At 40.6% G+C, this 17,318-nt stretch carries 18 protein-coding genes; 15 read left to right on the top strand and 3 right to left on the bottom strand.

The annotated features are described in order from the left end of the window. The first annotated feature begins 196 nt into the window (after nt 1–196). The 10 genes from ACLV7H_RS09340 to dltD all read left to right on the top strand — a co-directional run bounded on the left by ACLV7H_RS09340 (nt 197) and on the right by dltD (nt 9,684). Nucleotides 197–805: a hypothetical protein gene (locus tag ACLV7H_RS09340; protein WP_411866999.1), complete on the top strand. Its 609-nt coding sequence runs from the start codon at nt 197–199 to the stop codon at nt 803–805. Between the two features lie 140 nt (nt 806–945). Continuing rightward, nucleotides 946–1,641 carry an AzlC family ABC transporter permease gene (locus ACLV7H_RS09335; protein ID WP_411866998.1) on the top strand — a complete coding sequence of 232 codons (696 nt, stop codon included), beginning with the start codon at nt 946–948 and terminating at the stop codon, nt 1,639–1,641. Further along, nucleotides 1,631–1,954, top strand: coding sequence for an AzlD domain-containing protein (locus tag ACLV7H_RS09330; protein ID WP_138100922.1), 324 nt, complete (start codon nt 1,631–1,633; stop codon nt 1,952–1,954). The genes ACLV7H_RS09335 and ACLV7H_RS09330 overlap by 11 nt, the downstream gene beginning before the upstream one ends. Nucleotides 1,955–2,057: 103 nt before the next feature. Next, a complete protein-coding gene (locus ACLV7H_RS09325; protein ID WP_411866997.1) occupies nt 2,058–2,900 on the top strand; it encodes a transporter substrate-binding domain-containing protein in 843 nt (280 codons plus the stop codon). 154 nt (nt 2,901–3,054) lie between these two features. Next, nucleotides 3,055–3,909 carry a MetQ/NlpA family ABC transporter substrate-binding protein gene (locus ACLV7H_RS09320; RefSeq protein WP_045592760.1) on the top strand — a complete coding sequence of 285 codons (855 nt, stop codon included), beginning with the start codon at nt 3,055–3,057 and terminating at the stop codon, nt 3,907–3,909. A gap of 120 nt (nt 3,910–4,029) precedes the next feature. Next, complete coding sequence (locus ACLV7H_RS09315) at nt 4,030–5,403, top strand: M20 family metallopeptidase (RefSeq protein ID WP_411866996.1); 1,374 nt, start codon at nt 4,030–4,032, stop codon at nt 5,401–5,403. Beyond that, the gene (locus tag ACLV7H_RS09310; RefSeq protein ID WP_411866995.1) at nt 5,396–6,457 is read left to right on the top strand and encodes a methionine ABC transporter ATP-binding protein; all 1,062 of its coding nucleotides are present in this window, start codon (nt 5,396–5,398) and stop codon (nt 6,455–6,457) included. The genes ACLV7H_RS09315 and ACLV7H_RS09310 overlap by 8 nt, the downstream gene beginning before the upstream one ends. A 1-nt stretch (nt 6,458) precedes the next feature. After that, on the top strand, nt 6,459–7,151 hold the full coding sequence (locus ACLV7H_RS09305; protein WP_007520846.1) for a methionine ABC transporter permease: 693 nt from the start codon (nt 6,459–6,461) through the stop codon (nt 7,149–7,151). 158 nt (nt 7,152–7,309) lie between these two features. Further along, nucleotides 7,310–8,464 (top strand): D-alanyl-lipoteichoic acid biosynthesis protein DltB, encoded by a 1,155-nt coding sequence (dltB, locus tag ACLV7H_RS09300; RefSeq protein ID WP_411866994.1) that lies wholly within the window; start codon nt 7,310–7,312, stop codon nt 8,462–8,464. Between the two features lie 47 nt (nt 8,465–8,511). Next, complete coding sequence (gene dltD / locus ACLV7H_RS09295; RefSeq protein ID WP_045592768.1) at nt 8,512–9,684, top strand: D-alanyl-lipoteichoic acid biosynthesis protein DltD; 1,173 nt, start codon at nt 8,512–8,514, stop codon at nt 9,682–9,684. 174 nt (nt 9,685–9,858) lie between these two features. Here the strand turns inward: dltD and ACLV7H_RS09290 are convergent, their stop codons facing one another. Continuing rightward, nucleotides 9,859–10,428 carry an MptD family putative ECF transporter S component gene (locus tag ACLV7H_RS09290; RefSeq protein ID WP_045592772.1) on the bottom strand — a complete coding sequence of 190 codons (570 nt, stop codon included), beginning with the start codon at nt 10,426–10,428 and terminating at the stop codon, nt 9,859–9,861. A gap of 133 nt (nt 10,429–10,561) precedes the next feature. On the opposite strand from ACLV7H_RS09290, the gene ACLV7H_RS09285 reads away from it, so the two are divergent. The 5 genes from ACLV7H_RS09285 to nrdI all read left to right on the top strand — a co-directional run bounded on the left by ACLV7H_RS09285 (nt 10,562) and on the right by nrdI (nt 15,261). After that, on the top strand, nt 10,562–11,176 hold the full coding sequence (locus ACLV7H_RS09285; protein ID WP_045592774.1) for a YesL family protein: 615 nt from the start codon (nt 10,562–10,564) through the stop codon (nt 11,174–11,176). Then, nucleotides 11,154–12,824, top strand: a complete 1,671-nt coding sequence (locus tag ACLV7H_RS09280; RefSeq protein ID WP_411866993.1) for a sensor histidine kinase — start codon at nt 11,154–11,156, stop codon at nt 12,822–12,824. Before ACLV7H_RS09285 ends, ACLV7H_RS09280 begins: the two co-directional genes overlap by 23 nt. An 11-nt stretch (nt 12,825–12,835) precedes the next feature. Further along, complete coding sequence (locus ACLV7H_RS09275) at nt 12,836–14,122, top strand: response regulator (protein WP_411866992.1); 1,287 nt, start codon at nt 12,836–12,838, stop codon at nt 14,120–14,122. Between the two features lie 58 nt (nt 14,123–14,180). Further along, entirely contained in the window at nt 14,181–14,714 is a 534-nt protein-coding gene (locus ACLV7H_RS09270; protein WP_045592780.1) for a hypothetical protein, read from the top strand. A gap of 76 nt (nt 14,715–14,790) precedes the next feature. Continuing rightward, nucleotides 14,791–15,261: a class Ib ribonucleoside-diphosphate reductase assembly flavoprotein NrdI gene (nrdI, locus tag ACLV7H_RS09265; RefSeq protein ID WP_125388581.1), complete on the top strand. Its 471-nt coding sequence runs from the start codon at nt 14,791–14,793 to the stop codon at nt 15,259–15,261. Between the two features lie 80 nt (nt 15,262–15,341). Here the strand turns inward: nrdI and ACLV7H_RS09260 are convergent, their stop codons facing one another. Continuing rightward, complete coding sequence (locus tag ACLV7H_RS09260; RefSeq protein ID WP_411866991.1) at nt 15,342–16,604, bottom strand: NRAMP family divalent metal transporter; 1,263 nt, start codon at nt 16,602–16,604, stop codon at nt 15,342–15,344. 198 nt (nt 16,605–16,802) lie between these two features. After that, nucleotides 16,803–17,048, bottom strand: coding sequence for a MarR family transcriptional regulator (locus tag ACLV7H_RS09255; RefSeq protein ID WP_411866990.1), 246 nt, complete (start codon nt 17,046–17,048; stop codon nt 16,803–16,805). Nucleotides 17,049–17,318 lie beyond the last annotated feature (270 nt).

Genomic DNA, 17,318 nt, shown 5'->3' with positions numbered 1-17,318 from the left:
GCCAATCATAAAAACAAAAGAACTGACTAGCTAAGTATTATAAATAAGACTGTTTTTTCAGTCTTTTTTGTTTTGACTGTCTGTTACTAATTTTTGAGTAGTCCTTTGTTTCCTCCAAATTTAGAGAATAAGTCTCAAAATGTAATCGGAAAATCCAAAGTTTGTCAGTCTGAGACTTTTCTTGTATAGTAGATATATGAAAATTACAAAAATAATCAGTAGTCTGCTTGCTCTTGGAGCTTTACTCATGCTTTTATCAGCTTGCCAGAATATCAAAAAGACACAACTGGTCTTGTTTGAATCCCTTTCTTTCGGTATGCCTGTTAAATCCTTTGAAGAAGTATTGGGAGAGGCTAGTGAGGTGGTGGAAGAAGAGGAAATGGCCTATCGCGATACTTGGCGTGCAGAAGACCCTTATTTCTATAAAACAGGCCGCCTTTTCTATGATTACGAAAATATTTCTTTGAAGGGCCATACAGGTCGAGTAAGATTCACATTTTCAAAATCGCATCGCTTGGAAGAAGCGACAGCTCATATTCCTGTAGCTTCAAAAGGGGAGCAACAAGTAGTGCTCAACAATCTATCCCAGACTATAAAAAAAGAAATTGAAGCTCTTCCGGATTATCAGTCCATGACCACTGATCCGGTAGGACTATACGATGACGGTTATCGCTACAAGGTCAAATTGAAAGGACAACAGTGGGAACTCTGGGTCGATGTCTATCCGACAGAAGATGAATATGCTGAAAAAACTGAAGCCAACAAGTATATGATTCGAGTGGATCAATTTCTCATGTATCCATAAACAGGTAAAATTTTTTACAATGTTTGCTAGCTACTAGTTTCAAACTCTAAACTTTTTTCTCTTTTATGAATGTGTTATAATATTTCTTGCTGTGGCTGTGACCTTGAACAGTCTCAAACGAAGAAAATAAGAGGAAAAAGATGAAAGAAAAAGGATTTTGGGAAGGTGTTCAGGCAGCCATGCCGACTGCCCTTGGCTATGTTAGTATCGGTCTAGCTTGCGGAATTATCGGTGCGCCCTATGTGACACCTGTTGAGATGGGCCTGATGAGCCTCTTTGTTTATGCTGGGAGTGCCCAGTTTGCCATGTTGGCATTGATTGCGGTCCAAGCACCTGTAGCAGCCATTGCCATGACGGTCTTTTTAATCAATTTGCGACTCTTCTTGTTGAGTCTGCATGCGTCGACCTATTTCCGTCATACTAGTCTCTGGCAAAATATCGGTATGTCTAGTCTCTTGACAGATGAGACATACGGGGTTTTGATGGGAGAATTAGCCCATACAGACAAGGTCCATCCTATGTGGATGCATGGGAACAATCTCAATAGTTATGTAGCCTGGTTTATTGGGACAGTTGCGGGGACAGCTTTAGGTGGGCTTCTTCCAAATCCTGAGGTCTTTGGATTAGACTTTGCCCTTGTCGGGATGTTTATCGGGATTTTTACCTCGCAATTTCTGATTATGCAAAGACGGGTTCCTGTACGGAATCTGCTGAAGATTCTAGCAGTTGTTACGGTGTCTTTCTTTTTGCTCTTGACAGTGGTGTCTCAGTCACTAGCTGTTCTGTTTGCGACGCTACTTGGATGTACAATGGGGGTGGTCTTAGATGGTCAGTAAATATCTTTTGTTAGCCGTTATCTTTTCGGGCCTAGTGACTTGGATTCCCCGTATGATTCCCTTCATCTTGGTTAAGTACAAGGGGTTGCCAGCTATCGTAGAGCGATTTTTGAAGTTCTTGCCTGTTTCCATCATCTTTGCCTTGATCCTTTCAAGTGTGGTGTCAGGTAAGGTTGGGAGCCTTCCTCAGATCAAGTGGCTGGACTTCTTGGCAGTTTTTCCAACGGCATTTGTAGCCTTTCGCTATCGCAATCTAGTTGGCACAGTTCTCTTTGGAGTGGTCTTGATTGCAGTCTTGCGTTTGGTCTTTTAAATCAGTCATAAAGAAAACTTATCACAGAGATAGATATCATATAATGGCGTAAATTCCTTTTTTCTGTTAAGATAATACAGTATTCTATTTTGGAGGAAATGACATGAAAAAAATCGTTAAATATTCATCTCTTGCTGCCCTAGGGCTTGTTGCTGCAGGTGTACTAGCAGCGTGCTCAGGTGGAGATAAGAAAGATGCAGCATCAGGTGAAGCAACATCTGGTAAAAAAGAAATCATCGTAGCAACCAACGGTTCACCAAAGCCATTTATCTATGAAGAAAATGGTGAATTGACTGGTTACGAGATTGAAGTGGTTCGCGCTATCTTTAAAGACTCAGACAAGTATACTGTCAAGTTTGAAAAGACAGAGTGGTCAGGTATTTTCCCAGGACTTGATAGTGACCGTTATCAAATGGCTGTTAACAACCTCAGCTATACCAAAGAACGTGCAGAAAAATACCTTTATGCAGCCCCAACTGCTAAAAATCCTAACGTTCTCGTTGTGAAGAAAGACGACGATAGCATCAAATCTCTCGATGATATCGGTGGAAAATCTACTGAGGTCGTTCAAGGAACAACCTCAGCTAAACAATTGGAAGCATACAACACAGAACATGCGGACAATCCAACTATCCTTAATTACACAAAGGCTGATTTCCAACAAATCATGTCTCGTTTGAGCGATGGTCAGTTTGACTACAAGATTTTTGATAAGATTGGTGTTGAAACAGTTATCAAGAACCAAGGTTTGGACAACTTGAAAGTTATTGAACTTCCAAGCGACCAACAACCTTACGTTTACCCGCTTCTTGCTAAAGGTCAAGATGAGTTGAAATCATTTGTAGACAAACGAATCCAAGAACTCTACAAAGACGGAACTCTTGAAAAATTGTCTAAACAGTTCTTCGGGGACACTTATCTCCCAGCAGAAGCTGATATTAAATAGTCGTGTGAAATCATCCAGTCTGAGAAAGGCGGATGATTTCTCAATTTTTAGACATATAGTTTTAAACTATATGTCTGCCTATCTAATAACAATTTGCGAAATCAAATAAAGTATGAGATACTATTACGGTATCATTTTTAAAGGAGAAAGAATCATGAAAATTAAAAAATGGCTCGGTGTAGCAGCTCTTGCTACAGTCGCAGGTTTGGCTCTTGCAGCTTGCGGAAATTCAGAAAAGAAAGCAGACAACGAAACAGTTGTCAAAATTGCAACAGTTAACCGTAGCGGTTCTGAAGAAGCGCGTTGGGATAAAATCCAAGAATTGGTTGAAAAAGATGGTATTAAATTGGAATTCACAGAGTTCACAGACTACTCACAACCAAATAAGGCAACTGCTGATGGCGAAGTAGACTTGAATGCTTTCCAACACTACAACTTCTTGAATAACTGGAACAAAGAAAACGGGAAAGACCTTGTAGCGATTGCAGATACCTACATCTCACCAATCCGCCTTTACTCAGGTAAAAATGGAGAAGAAAACAAGTACACCAAAGTGGAAGAAATCCCAGATAACGGTGAAATTGCCGTACCAAACGATGCAACAAACGAAAGCCGTGCGCTTTACTTGTTGCAATCAGCTGGTTTGATCAAATTGGATGTTTCTGGAACTGCCCTTGCAACAGTTGCGAACATCAAAGAAAATCCAAAGAACTTGAAGATTACTGAATTGGACGCTAGCCAAACAGCTCGTTCATTGTCATCAGTTGATGCTGCCGTTGTAAACAATACCTTCGTTACAGAAGCAAAATTGGACTACAAGAAAGCACTCTTCAAAGAACAAGCTGATGAAAACTCAAAACAATGGTACAACATCATCGTTGCGAAAAAAGATTGGGAATCATCACCTAAAGCTGATGCCATCAAGAAAATTATCGCGGCTTACCACACTGATGAAGTGAAAAAAGTTATCGAAGAAACATCAGACGGTTTGGACCAACCAGTTTGGTAATAAGACATAGGGAGGTGGGAGAGTTTCCACCTCTTGCTTTTGTCTAGACTGTTGGTTTTGAAGAAGATAATCTAGTCGTCCGTCCATAGATACAAGTCCTCAGTAGAAAGGGAGAGAAAAATGGTTTTTCCTAGCGAACAAGAACAGATTGAAAAATTTGAAAAGGATCATGTAGCCCAGCATTATTTTGAAGTTTTGCGTACCTTGATTTCCAAGAAATCAGTCTTTGCCCAGCAGGTCGGGCTCAAGGAAGTCGCAAACTATCTGGGTGAGATTTTCAAGCGTGTAGGAGCTGAAGTTGAGATTGATGAGAGCTACACGGCGCCTTTTGTCATGGCGCATTTCAAGAGTTCGCGTCCAGATGCTAAGACCTTGATTTTCTATAATCACTATGACACCGTACCAGCGGACGGAGATCAGATCTGGACAGAGGCTCCTTTTACCCTTTCTGTGCGAAATGGCTCTATGTATGGGCGAGGAGTTGACGACGACAAAGGCCACATCACAGCTCGTTTGAGTGCTTTGAGAAAGTATATGCAGCACCACGATGACCTGCCTGTCAATATCAGTTTTATCATGGAAGGGGCAGAGGAGTCTGCTTCCATGGACCTGGATAAGTATTTAGAGAAACACGCAGACAAACTTCGTGGGGCGGATTTACTAGTCTGGGAACAAGGGACCAAGAACGTCTTGGAACAGCTGGAAATCTCTGGAGGAAACAAGGGCATTGTGACCTTTGATGCCAAGGTAAAAAGTGCGGATGTGGATATTCACTCGAGTTATGGTGGTGTCGTGGAGTCAGCACCTTGGTATCTTATCCAGGCCTTAAGTAGTCTGCGAGCTGCTGATGGTCGTATCTTAGTAGAAGGCTTGTACGAGGATGTTCAAGAGCCAAATGAACGAGAACTAGCCTTGGTGGATACCTACGCCCAACGCAATCCTGAGGAAATCAGTCGCATTTATGGCTTGGAATTGCCTCTCTTACAAGAGGAACGTGCAGCATTTCTAAAACGTTTCTTTTTCGAGCCAGCCCTTAATATTGAAGGGATTCAGTCAGGTTATCAAGGGCAAGGGGTTAAAACGATTTTGCCAGCAGAAGCCAGTGCTAAGCTAGAGGTTCGTTTGGTTCCTGGCCTAGAACCGCATGATGTTCTGGAAAAAATTCGGAAACAGCTAGACAAAAACGGCTTTGATAAGGTAGAATTATACTATACCTTGGGAGAGATGAGCTATCGAAGCGATATGAGTGCGCCAGCCATTCTCAACGTAATCGAGTTGGCCAAGAAATTCTATCCGAAGGGCGTTTCAGTCTTGCCGACAACAGCGGGGACAGGACCCATGCATACGGTCTTTGATGCTCTAGAGGTACCCATGGTGGCCTTCGGTCTAGGAAATGCTAATAGCCGAGACCATGGTGGAGATGAAAACGTGCGAATCGCCGATTACTACACCCATATTGAATTAGTAGAGGAGCTGATTAGAAGCTATGAGTAGAGATATTATCAAGTTAGATCAGATCGATGTGACCTTTCACCAAAAGAAGAGAACCATCACAGCGGTCAAGGATGTGACTATTCACATCCAAGAAGGGGATATCTACGGAATCGTTGGATATTCTGGAGCAGGGAAATCAACCCTTGTCCGGGTGATTAACCTCTTGCAAAAGCCATCTGCAGGGAAAATTACCATTGACGACGACGTCATTTTTGATGGCAAGGTGACCTTGACTGCAGAGCAGTTGCGTCGTAAGCGTCAAGACATTGGGATGATTTTCCAGCATTTCAACCTCATGAGTCAAAAGACAGCAGAGGAAAATGTAGCCTTTGCCCTCAAACACTCTGGACTCAGCAAGGAAGAAAAGAAAGCAAAAGTAGCTAAGTTGTTAGACTTGGTTGGTTTGGCGGATCGTGCTGAAAACTACCCTTCACAACTATCTGGAGGGCAAAAACAGCGTGTAGCTATTGCGCGTGCCTTGGCAAATGATCCAAAAATCTTGATTTCAGATGAGTCAACGTCTGCCCTCGACCCTAAGACAACCAAGCAAATTCTAGCCTTGTTGCAAGATTTGAACCAAAAATTAGGCTTGACGGTTGTCCTGATTACACACGAAATGCAGATTGTCAAAGACATTGCTAATCGTGTGGCAGTTATGCAGGATGGCCGTTTGATTGAAGAGGGCAGTGTTCTTGAAATCTTCTCAAATCCTAAACAACCTTTGACTCAAGACTTCATCTCAACTGCCACAGGTATTGACGAAGCCATGGTTAAGATTGAGAAGCAAGAAATCGTAGAACATTTATCTGAGAACAGTATTTTAGTGCAGCTCAAGTATGCAGGGGCTTCAACAGACGAACCACTTTTGAATGAATTGTACAAGCGTTACCAAGTAACGGCCAATATCCTCTATGGAAATATCGAAATTCTCGATGGCACTCCAGTCGGAGAATTGGTTGTGGTCTTGTCCGGTGAAAAAGCAGCACTAGCAGGTGCTCAAGAAGCCATCCGTCAGGCTGGTGTGCAGTTAAAAGTATTGAAGGGAGGACAGTAAAATGACAGAGTTGATTCAAACTTACTTACCAAATGTCTATAAGATGGGCTGGTCTGGTCAGGCAGGCTGGGGAACAGCCATTTACCTAACTCTTTATATGACAGTTCTTTCCTTCATCATCGGAGGATTCTTGGGGCTCGTTGCAGGTCTTTTCCTCGTCTTGACAGCGCCAGGCGGTGTCTTGGAAAATAAGGTTATCTTCTGGATTTTAGACAAGATTACCTCTATTTTCCGTGCGGTTCCTTTTATCATCCTCTTGGCAATCTTGTCTCCACTTTCTCACTTGATTGTGAAGACTAGTATCGGGCCCAATGCAGCTCTTGTTCCCCTTTCTTTTGCAGTCTTTGCCTTCTTTGCCCGTCAGGTGCAGGTGGTCTTGGCTGAGCTAGATGGCGGTGTCATTGAGGCGGCTCAAGCGAGCGGAGCGACCTTCTGGGATATCGTGGGTGTTTACCTATCAGAAGGTCTTCCAGATTTGATTCGTGTGACGACTGTGACCTTGATTTCCCTTGTTGGGGAAACAGCAATGGCCGGTGCGGTTGGTGCTGGTGGTATCGGTAACGTGGCCATCGCCTATGGATTCAATCGTTACAATCACGATGTGACCATCTTGGCAACTATCATTATCATTTTGATTATCTTTACAATCCAGTTCTTGGGAGATTTCTTGACCAAGAAATTAAGTCATAAATAATGGAAGGAGCCCAACGAGACTCCTTTTTATTTTCTCACCGAAATGCAAGAAGAGGAAAGATTTTTTTAGAAAATATGCTATAATAAATAAAGGTCCCTCAATTGGCAAATCAGAATGTTTGCTGTAGAAGGATGATAATGTAAAGGAGTTTGGCTGGTATGAATTATTTCGAGGGGAATGAGTTTTTCCTTCTCTTATTTGTAGTTTTACTGATTGGTTTTGTGGTAAACTTTTTTGAAAAACGTAAGGACTACTATATTTTAGCGCTCTCTCTCTTATTTGCAGGAGCTATCTATGGTAAGAGTCGAGCGATGATTGTCTATTTACTCATCTTTATCGTTTACCAGTATTTTCTGGTTTTTCTAGCACAGAGGATAGAAGCAAAGTGGCTGAAACCACTGGTTTTCCTTTCCATTCTTCCTTTAGTAATCAATAAAGTCTTTGCCCTGACTTCTCTGCATTTGTTGGCCTTTATTGGAATTTCTTACATGTCCTTTAAGACCATTCAGATCATGTTAGAGATATCGGATGGCTTGATCAAAGAAAAAATCAGTGTAAAAGATTATCTACAGTTTTTGCTCTTTTTCCCAACAGTTAGTGCTGGTCCGATTGATCGGAGTAGGAGATTTTTAAAAGAGATAAACGAGGTCATGCCTCGAAAAGAGTATCTAGAGTTAGCAGGGGACGGTGTGTATCGTATCGTTCTAGGCCTTCTTTACAAGGTTGTTTTATCAACCTATGTTTACCAGATGTTACTCGCTCTAAATAATACTGGCACAGTCGTTTATTCAATCAAGTATATGTACCTCTATACCTTGTATCTGTTCTTCGACTTTGCAGGCTATAGTCTAATGGCCGTTGGAAGTAGTAATATTCTAGGTATTCAGACACCGATGAACTTTAACAAACCTTTCTTGAGTGTCGATATCAAGGATTTCTGGACCAGATGGCATATCACCTTGTCGACCTGGTTGAGAGATTTTGTATTTTCAAGAGTATTGATGCAGGTTATCAGGAAAAAATGGTTTAAAAATAGACTACACAATGCAACCTATGCCTATATGGTCAATATGTTGGTCATGGGTTTTTGGCATGGCCTTAGTGTAAGCTATATTGTCTATGGTTTTTACCATGGTGTCTTGATGGCTGGATTTGAAGTGTATCAAAAGAAAAGCAATTTTTATAAGAAAAATAAAAACAAAAACTGGTATAAGCTATTAAGTTGGTTTGTGACCATGAATTTGGTTATGGTTGGTTTCTTTATCTTTTCAGGTGAACCCTATAAGATCTTACTTACGATTTTAAAGAGATAAAAGATTGAAAAGAAGTCTGCCAGATTGAAGGGATAGGATAAAACGAGATGATTAAATTAAAAGCATTTTTACTATCGATTGTGTTAGTAATCGTAACGCTTATCTTTATAAATCATACAAAAATAAAGAAAATAGATGAATATTATAAAGTCAAGGATAACAGTATTCGTTATAGCACTTCGTATGAAAAATATAAAAGTAGAGATATTCTGACAAGTAATATCACTCCAAATACACTGGTTCTAATGGGTTCTTCAGAGTTGGTTGCAACGATAAATGAAGACTATCATCCAAATAAAATTTTTAACTACAACGATTTTAATATCATGCAGATTGGGACCAGCTATTCTCAAAACATCATTCAGGCTACGACCTTGGGCTCTATTGAAGGATCTATGAGTAAGCGAAAAGTAGCTATAGTAGAGTCTGTTCAGTGGTTTGAAAAAGATGGGACCCATCAAGATGCCTTTTTGAACAAGGCTTCTCAGGAACATATTTTTCATACACTTTCTAATGAGAAAATTAGCAAAGAGACTAAGAAGAAGCTCATTAATAGAATTATCGAAATTACTAAAGGAAACAAGCTTCAAAATGATCTTTATAAGAAGTACAAGAGTTATTTCATAGAAGGTGAAGGAACAATTGTTGATCAGAAGTTATTGGAGTTAGACAATGCAATCTATTCCTTTAAACTAAAAAATAAATTCTATCAGAAACAAGGGAAATCAGACTACCCTATACTCGGAGATAAAACCCCAAACTATGATTGGCAGAAAATGACGAATCAGTTTGTGGAAGAAGTCAAAAAGAAAACAGACAATAATGACTATGCTGTTGATAATAACTACTACAATACCTACTTAAAAGATCGCTATGCATCGCTGAAAGATTCCAATAAAGATTTGAGCTATCTGGAGTCACCAGAGTATTCAGATATGGAACTCTTCTTGACAGTTGCCAAGGAATTGGGCATTGAAGTTGAGGTCATTATTTTTCCAGTAAACGGGAAATGGAATGACTATACGGGTGTCTCAAGAGAGATGCGGGAAAAAACTTATAAAAAAATAGAAGATGTCGCAAAAAGCCATGGGGCAACGGTACTAAACTATGGAAACAGAGAGTATGATGATTACTTTTTATTTGACGTGATGCACGTTGGAGTGAAAGGATGGATGGAAGTTGAAAAAGAACTTTACAAATTTGCAAACCAAGCTAACTAACACACATCGTTTAATCTTATGGACACTATTTTTTTATACGGTTATCTTGAGCATCGTGATTTACTGTTTTGTGACAGATTTTTCGAATATTCAAGAATTTATCTATAGTGAATTTTAATATTGTATACAAAAAGGCCCTGGAACTAGGCATTGCTAGTCTTCAGGGCTTTTACCTTATATCTTATCAGCTATTTTTTGACTTAGAAATTGCCCAACCACAGCCCCAATCAAGGCACCTAGGAGAATGCTTGCGACAAAGAGAAAAATTTTGTCCAACTCTGGAGGGACCATGATACGGTCAATGTATTCTTGGGATTTCCCACGCGCAAGTAAGGTGGCCATGTAAGCTTTGGGACGGATCCACATGAGGAAGATAGGGCCACTTGTGCTAAAAGCAAAGACGAGGAAGGAGAGGGTGTTTTTGATTCGGTCTTTGTAGTTTCCGAGACGAGCGATGGCATCTGCTGCAAGACCACAAGCGAGTCCTGGGAGAAAGGCACCAGCGCCATGCTTGCTAGCTAGGAAGAAAAGTGCCATAAAAAGTCCTAGAGTGGTGATAGCGCCAAAACGAGGGACCTTCGTCAAAAGAAGCATGTAGACACTGCCACCGACAAGGGCAGAAAAGGCAGGCGCATAGAACATATTGCCTGTCTGGTCAACCAGGTGTCCAAGTACTACTCCAATCCCTAGACAGAGGAAATAGAGGACGACAGCTAAGAGGGTGGTTAAGATATTTTTCTTCATGAGAATCTCCTTGATGCGAATTAACAAAACCAATTGTATCACGCTTTTTGAGGATTGTAAATGGGAGTTCTATATTTTTGAAAACGTTTGAAATATGATATAATAGTTACATCGTTAGTTTAAGGAGAGTAGCATGGGAAAATTTCTAGAATTCGTCTTTAATCGTATCTTTTTGGGAATGATTGCGACGGCTTATTTCTGGTTATTAACACTAGCAGGAGGAGTGGTCTTTGGTCTAGCACCAGCTAGTGCCACCCTGATGAGTTTGTATGCGGAGCATGGTTATACCTATCGAGCATACCATTTGAAGGAAGCTTGGGAATTGTATAAGAGCAATTTTGTCAAGAGCAATCTTGCTTTCTATAGTTTTGTGTTTGTGGATCTTGTCCTAGTTTATGGTTTATATCTTCTAGTTCAATTGCCCCACCAGACGATTTTCCACCTCTTGGCAACCTTTCTCAATGTCCTTGTAGTTGCTCTTGTCTTTCTAGCCTATATTGTTTCCTTGAAACTTCAGGTGTACTTTGATTTATCCTACCGAAATACCTTGAAACTGTCCCTTATCGGGATTTTTATGAGCCTACCTGCGATTGCCAAGGTTTTACTCGGGACGACTCTCCTTGTAGGAGTTGGTTATTATATGCCTGCCTTGCTCTTTTTTGTAGGAATTGGAATGTGGCATTTCTTTATCAGTGATATGTTGGAACCTATTTATGAAAGTATCCATGAAAAATTGGCGACAAAATAGAATGAAGCAGTTTTGGCTTCACTCTCTTTTACGGATTTATAGTTTGGTTATGATCGTGGTCATTGCCAGTTTTGCGATGATGCTATCGTATGCTGACTGGGACTCACGTGAGAAAGAGGCCCAACGGGTTGCAGAACGTGTGACCACTCGGACAGTGAGTGAAGTGGAATATTATCACAGAGAGTCAACCCAACTTGCTCAGTCTTTGGTTGAAAATCAGGCCCGCATTGAAGGGATTTACAAGTATTTCAGTCTCAGCACACCAGACTATTTCTATTGGCAATTAGAGCGTAAAACTTCGCCTTATATCTCGGTTTCCCTGTATGAAAATATTGATGACCTCTATGTTCGGAATGATTTTGTGACTGGAGTGGCCATTGTTCTTCAGGACTATAAGGAAGTGTATGTTTCGACTAGAGAGAAACGCAGTGGAGAGAAAGTTCCTGCGGAGAGTTTTAAGCCGACAGCCAATAGTTTTGCCATTCCCGTTTCTGATCCTGTGTCTGACAAGGATTTAGGAGTGATCTATATCTCCCTATCCCCAGATGTTTTACACGGCGCTATTGATAATACTCGGGGTCATATCCCAATGGCTGTAACAGTAACTTCGCCTTTTGAGACCGAGATGTTTCATATTGGGGAGGAGGTATCAGCCGAGCGAGAAAACTGGTTTGTAGGTGTTACCTCTCACGGTTATCAGGTTCGAGTTGCTGTTCCTAAAAATTTTGTTCTCACAGGAACTTTGACGAGTTCAGCTGTCATTATTGGGCTAAGTATTCTCTTTATCATCATTTTGTACGTGACCCTTAGACAGACTTTTTCAAATTACCAAAAGCAGGCCGTAGACCTAGTAGATTCGATCGAGATGATTGCTCAAGGGGAAGAAGGCCTTCGAATCGATACCTCTGAAAAAGACCAAGAGTTGCTTCTCATTGCAGAAACAACTAATGATATGTTGGATCGCCTGGAAAAAAATATCCACGATATCTATCAGCTAGAGCTCAGTCAAAAGGATGCCAATATGCGAGCCCTGCAGGCTCAAATCAATCCTCACTTTATGTACAATACTCTGGAGTTTTTACGGATGTATGCCGTTATGGAAAGCCAGGATGAACTGGCAGATATTATCTATGAATTTAGTAGCTTGTTACGCAACAATATCTCCGACGAGCGGGAAACGACCTTGAAGCAGGAGTTGGAATTTTGCCGAAAATATAGCTATCTCTGTATGGTACGTTATCCTAAATCCATTGCTTATGGTTTCAAGATTGCACCAGAATTGGAAGAAATGAGAATTCCAAAATTTACACTCCAACCATTAGTAGAAAACTACTTTGCCCATGGTGTTGACCATCGCAGAACGGATAATGTCATCAGTATCAAAGCCTTGAAGGGCCAAGGCTTCGTTGAAATCCTAGTGGAAGACAATGGTCGGGGCATGACCGCTGAGAAACTAGCTAGCTTGCAAGAAAAATTAGCTCAACGAAGTTTTGAACACGAGGCAAGCTATAGTGGGGAGCGGCAGTCAATTGGAATAGTCAATGTACACGAACGCTTTGTTCTCTACTTTGGGGATCGCTACCAAATCAGTGTAGAGTCAGCTGAGCAAGAGGGTGTTCGTTACCATATCACTATCCAGGATGAATAGAAAGGGTAGAAATGTATAAAGTTTTATTAGTAGACGATGAGTACATGGTGACAGAGGGGCTCAAGCGATTAATCCCCTTTGAAAAATGGGATATGCAAGTCGTCGCAACTGCTAATCACGCAGATGATGCTTTGGACTATGTTAAGAAAAATCCAGTAGATGTAGTCCTTTCCGATGTCAACATGCCAGATAAGACCGGACTTGAGATGATTAAGGAAATGAAAGAGCTACTTCCAGATACCTATTATATCTTGCTGTCTGGTTATCAGGAGTTTGACTACGTCAAAAAAGCCATGAACCTTAGTGTCGTGGATTATCTGGTCAAGCCAGTAGACAAAGTGGAGTTGGGCAATTTATTAGAAAAGATTGCGCGACAGCTTCAGGAAAAGGTGGAGAAAAGTCAGACCCTCAGTCAAGAATTGGATGAGACAGGATTTACTAACTACCTGTCAGGTAAAGACAGCTGGTGGATAGGACTTTCAAAGGAAAAGCAGGGCTCTTTTAACATTCCTTACTACGTTTTGGGGCAAGACTGGCAGATTTTCATCTCTGATCAGCCACTAGATGGCATCATCGTAACACCATTTAAAGCACCCTACCAGCAGTCCTTTGAAAATTGGAAGATCAATGCTGAAAAAGCCCTATTCTACGGTTCAGTCAATCTAGAAAAATCCGAGAGTTTATTTGCTTATTACGAACCGATTTATCGGGTGATTATCCAAGGGAATATCAATCAAATCATCGAAGAATTGACCTTGCTAGAGAAGGTCGTTTTGGAGAATACCCCGCGCGTGGCCATTACGAAGCAGCTTTTCACCCAGTTTGTCATGGATGTCTTTCATTTGTTTGAACACCTAAAAGCAGATGATATGACCGAGATTGTAAAAGCTACCCATGCCATTAACACCTTTGAAGAATTGGTTGCCTATATCAAAGAAACCTTGACCAAGTTCTTTGGCCAGTACCGCATGAATGAAAATGTGGTGAGCGTTCTGGAGGTGATTGGGCGTGATTATCAGAAAGATCTCTCGCTTAAGGATATTAGCAAGGATCTCTTTATCAATCCTGTCTATCTCGGTCAGCTGATCAAGAGAGAAACCAACTCGACTTTTGCGGAATTGCTCAATAAACAGCGGATTAAGGCAGCGCAGCAACTCTTGCTTTCGACCAGTGATAGTATTGAAGATATTTGCTATGCAGTTGGCTACAGTAACGTCGGCTATTTTTACAAGGTTTTCCGTAAATTGTGCGGAAAATCACCGAAAGCTTATCGGAAACAGGTTGAAACCAGCTTGTAAAAGTTGTATTCCTGTACAAAAAATGCTATAATATTCAAAATATATTATGGAGGAAAACATGAAAAAGAATCCTATTTATCTTTGGGTCTTGTTAGTCCTATCAGCCCTCATTTCATCTATGTCATTATTTGGAATCTTGAGTCCATTACCAAGTAAAGATGTTCTTCGTACAAGTCTATCTAATAGTGGGTCCCTTACTGCTCAGCAAATAGAAGACACGGTTAACTATACTTACCAAGTAACAGCATCATCGCACTCAATTTTTAATGTAGTTTTGATTGTTTTATCTGCTATTCTAGTTGTGGTAGCCTTTGTGTTCTTAGTTCGTAAAAACGTCCAATTTGCAAACTATGCTTATGTTGGTTATGTTTTACTAGCGATTGTTGGTTTAGTTTATAGCTATATGAACGTTCAAGATGCGGTTCAATTAATCAAAGATACTACTCTCGGCTTAGGAATGGGAGCATTAGCACAAGGAACGAATATTTTGTTCATCATCATTAATGTCCTCTTTTTAGCTTTAGTCTTTTACAAGATGTGGCGCCAGCAAAAAGATTTGGCCGAAGAAGTCGAAGCAGAAGAAGTTGCATAAGTATTGACAAAAAAGAACTATCAAGTTACAATCTTGGTAGTTCTTTTTAAATCGTAAACAAAAAATCGAGGTCAAGATGAAAAAAATATCGTTAGTTTATATCAGTTTGAGTGGAAATACAGAGAGTTTTGTAACCCGACTTAAGGACTATCTCCTGTCCCAGCACGAAGGGATTGAGGTCCAAAACATCCATATCAAGGATCTGGTCAAGGAAGGGAAAGATTTCTTTGAGATGGACCATCCTTATGTCGCCTTTTTACCCACCTATCTAGAAGGTGGAAATGGTGTAGATAACGGCGATGTTGAGATTTTAACGACTCCAGTGGGTGATTTTATCGCCTATGGAGACAATGCTAGTAAGTGTTTTGGTGTAGTGGGATCTGGTAATCGCAATTTTAATAATCAATACTGTTTGACTGCCAAGCAGTATAGCCAGCGCTTTGGCTTCCCGGTCCTAGCAGACTTTGAAATGCGTGGCATGCTGGGAGATATTAAAAAGGTTGCAGCGATTATTGCAGATTTGTATGAATTAGAAACAGAAAAATAAAGTAGTACTGAGGGGTAGTTGAGATTTTCAACTGCTTTTGAGTATGCAAAAAGCACCCTGTAAGGGTGCCATTTTATAAACTATCCTGCTTTTCCGATGGCAAGTGCATAGATAAAGAAAATAGCAAAGCCAAATAGGAAAATCAATCCTGCGATAGCAAGGAGTTTTAGCCAGGAAGGAAGATTTTTATTCTCACGTGTCACCAAAACATAGTTCAAGAGAGCGAAGAATGGTGTTGTCAGGAAAGAACCGATCATGGCAAAGCGAAGCATGGTGGAAACTTGACCAGCAAAGAATTTAATAATTACGATACCAATGATAGCGGTAATGGTCATCCAGATGTTCAAAGATTTGCGAGAATCCTCTTTTTGACGAATCAAGAGTCGCAGCGATTCCTGATTGACACGAGAGTAACCATCAATAACGGTGATGACTGTTCCAAAGATACAAAGAAAGGCGATAAAGGTGATCAAATAACGGGACCATTCTCCAAGAACAGAGGCATACATACCCACGAATTGAGAGATGTATTTGGCTGAAGCGGCCTCAACCGCTTGTCCTGTAGGATACTGAATGAGTGCTCCGAGTGCTACAAAGAATACAGCCAGGATAGCAGTTCCAATGTAACCAACGTTAAAGTCGAAAAGAGCGTCTGCTGTATTAAAGTTGACGGTCTTTTTCTTTTCAGCAGACCAGAGTGAATTGATGGCTGAAATTTCAATAGGAGCAGGCATCCATCCTAAGAGGGAAACGATAAAAGGGAGGGCCGCCATTTGCCAGGGTGTCTTTTCGACAAAATCAGAGCTGTATTCTGGATGCTTAATTGCAGCAATGATAACTGCAAGAACAGTTGCAATAGTCAAAGCTGACATGATCCATTTTGCCATACCATCCAATAATTTGTAGCCACCAAAGAGTAGCATGGCCCAAATGACTGCAACAAGGATAAGGGACCATTGAGTGATGCTAAGACCGATCATTGGGAAGGCGCTAGCGATGATGGCTGAGCAAAGGATAGCGACTCCAGCTGTGTTGACCATGGCAGAGAAAACATTGAGGACAAAGAAAATCCAGAGATAGAGTTTCCCTTTTTCGGCGTAGCCTTCGACCAAGGTCTTGCCAGTGTCGGCAGTATATTCGGCACCAAAACGGAAAAATGGGTATTTAAAAACATTGGCCAAGATAACCAAGAGGAGTAGTGACCAACCATAAGAACCACCAGCTTGAGTAGAGGATACAATGTGAGAACCTCCAACGGCGGCAGAAGCCATTAGGATTCCTGGTCCCATTGCCTTAAGTTTGCTTGCCCAGGTTGACTGGCTTGATAAAGTAACTTGTGACATAATAGATGCTCCTGTTTTTGAATTTTCAGAATAATCTGAATAGCTAGCTTCTATTTTACAAAAAACTTAAAAGAAATGCAAGAATGTTTTGAAAAAAGTTAGAAAATTACAGCAAAACTTACATAAATCAATGAAATTACCCTAAGGAGAATATGGTTAAGCCCAAAAAATCCGAGAAGAAAGCTTCTCGGATTTTGATTATTTCAATTGATCTGTGACGTCTTTTGAGAGCAATATTCCCAGATGGTAAGTTTTATTGATATGCGCAATGACATCATTGATATTTTCAGTCGTTTGAATTTTTTCTTTGATGTCAGACCTAAATGTTTCATCCTTCAAGAGTTGCTCTTGGTAGAGCCTTTGAAGTCTTTCCTTCTCGTACTTATTGAGCAGAAAAAGGAAAACTAAGCTAATTATAACGAGGATATAAGCATATTGGCTCATAAGGAATCTCCCATATGATAAAGAAATAGTAAAAGTGAATAAATTGTTTTATTGAATAGCTGCAACGCCGACCAAAATATAAATATTATTTTGCCTCAACCGTTCAGATTGCTTTCAAGTAATTTAAAAGATTAGAACCTAAATCAAACTAAATCGATGTTATTTAGTTTGACAAGTTAGTGAAGCGCCTAACCAAATCTTTGAGAGGATTTGGCGTTAGTTACTTATACTCTTCGAAAATCAAATTCAAACCACGTCAGCGTCGCCTTA

Origin of the sequence: Streptococcus oralis (assembly GCF_965111685.1) — a bacterium.
Lineage (GTDB): Bacteria > Bacillota > Bacilli > Lactobacillales > Streptococcaceae > Streptococcus > Streptococcus oralis_B.
Note: the sequence above shows the minus strand (reverse complement) of the source record. Positions and strands in the feature narration are given on the sequence as shown.